Annotated in this window: 1 protein-coding gene; it reads right to left on the bottom strand. The window is 34.6% G+C overall.

Translation table 11 applies throughout. From position 1 onward, the window contains the following. Positions 1 to 73: 73 nt before the first annotated feature. Positions 74 to 390, bottom strand: a 317-nt coding sequence (locus NEH74_RS00900; protein WP_262940944.1) for an IS66 family transposase, incomplete at its 5' end; no start/stop codon positions are given.

Here is a 390-nt window from a genome sequence, read left to right as displayed (position 1 = left end):
GTAACTATTCAGCCTAGTAGAAAAGAGTATCACAAAAAGGAGTGCTCATTTAGTGAAGTACTCCTTGTGAATGTTATGAAAATTGAATCGTATTTCCCATTAAAATGGTTTCAATACTTTCGATAATATTTAATCCTTGCTTTTGACAAGTAGAGATGAAACCTCTGATTCGGGCGAAACAATGAGCACCTTTTTCTGTTCGGAAACATCCGGATATTTTTTGTTTAGTTTTAGTCATTCGGACATCACGCTCAGCTAAATTATTATCAAACGGAACTTCAACTTGATACAGAAATTCTAATACTTCTTCTTGTCGTTTCGATAAACGATTGAGTAATCGAACGGAATCCGTATTCTTTTCATGCAGTTTTAAAGGATTCTCACGGTAAC

This window comes from Turicibacter sp. GALT-G1 (genome assembly GCF_025594995.1).
Classification (GTDB): Bacteria; Bacillota_I; Bacilli_A; order MOL361; family Turicibacteraceae; genus Turicibacter; species Turicibacter bilis.
The sequence above is the reverse complement of the archived record's forward strand: the minus strand, read 5'-3'. Positions and strand labels throughout refer to the sequence as shown.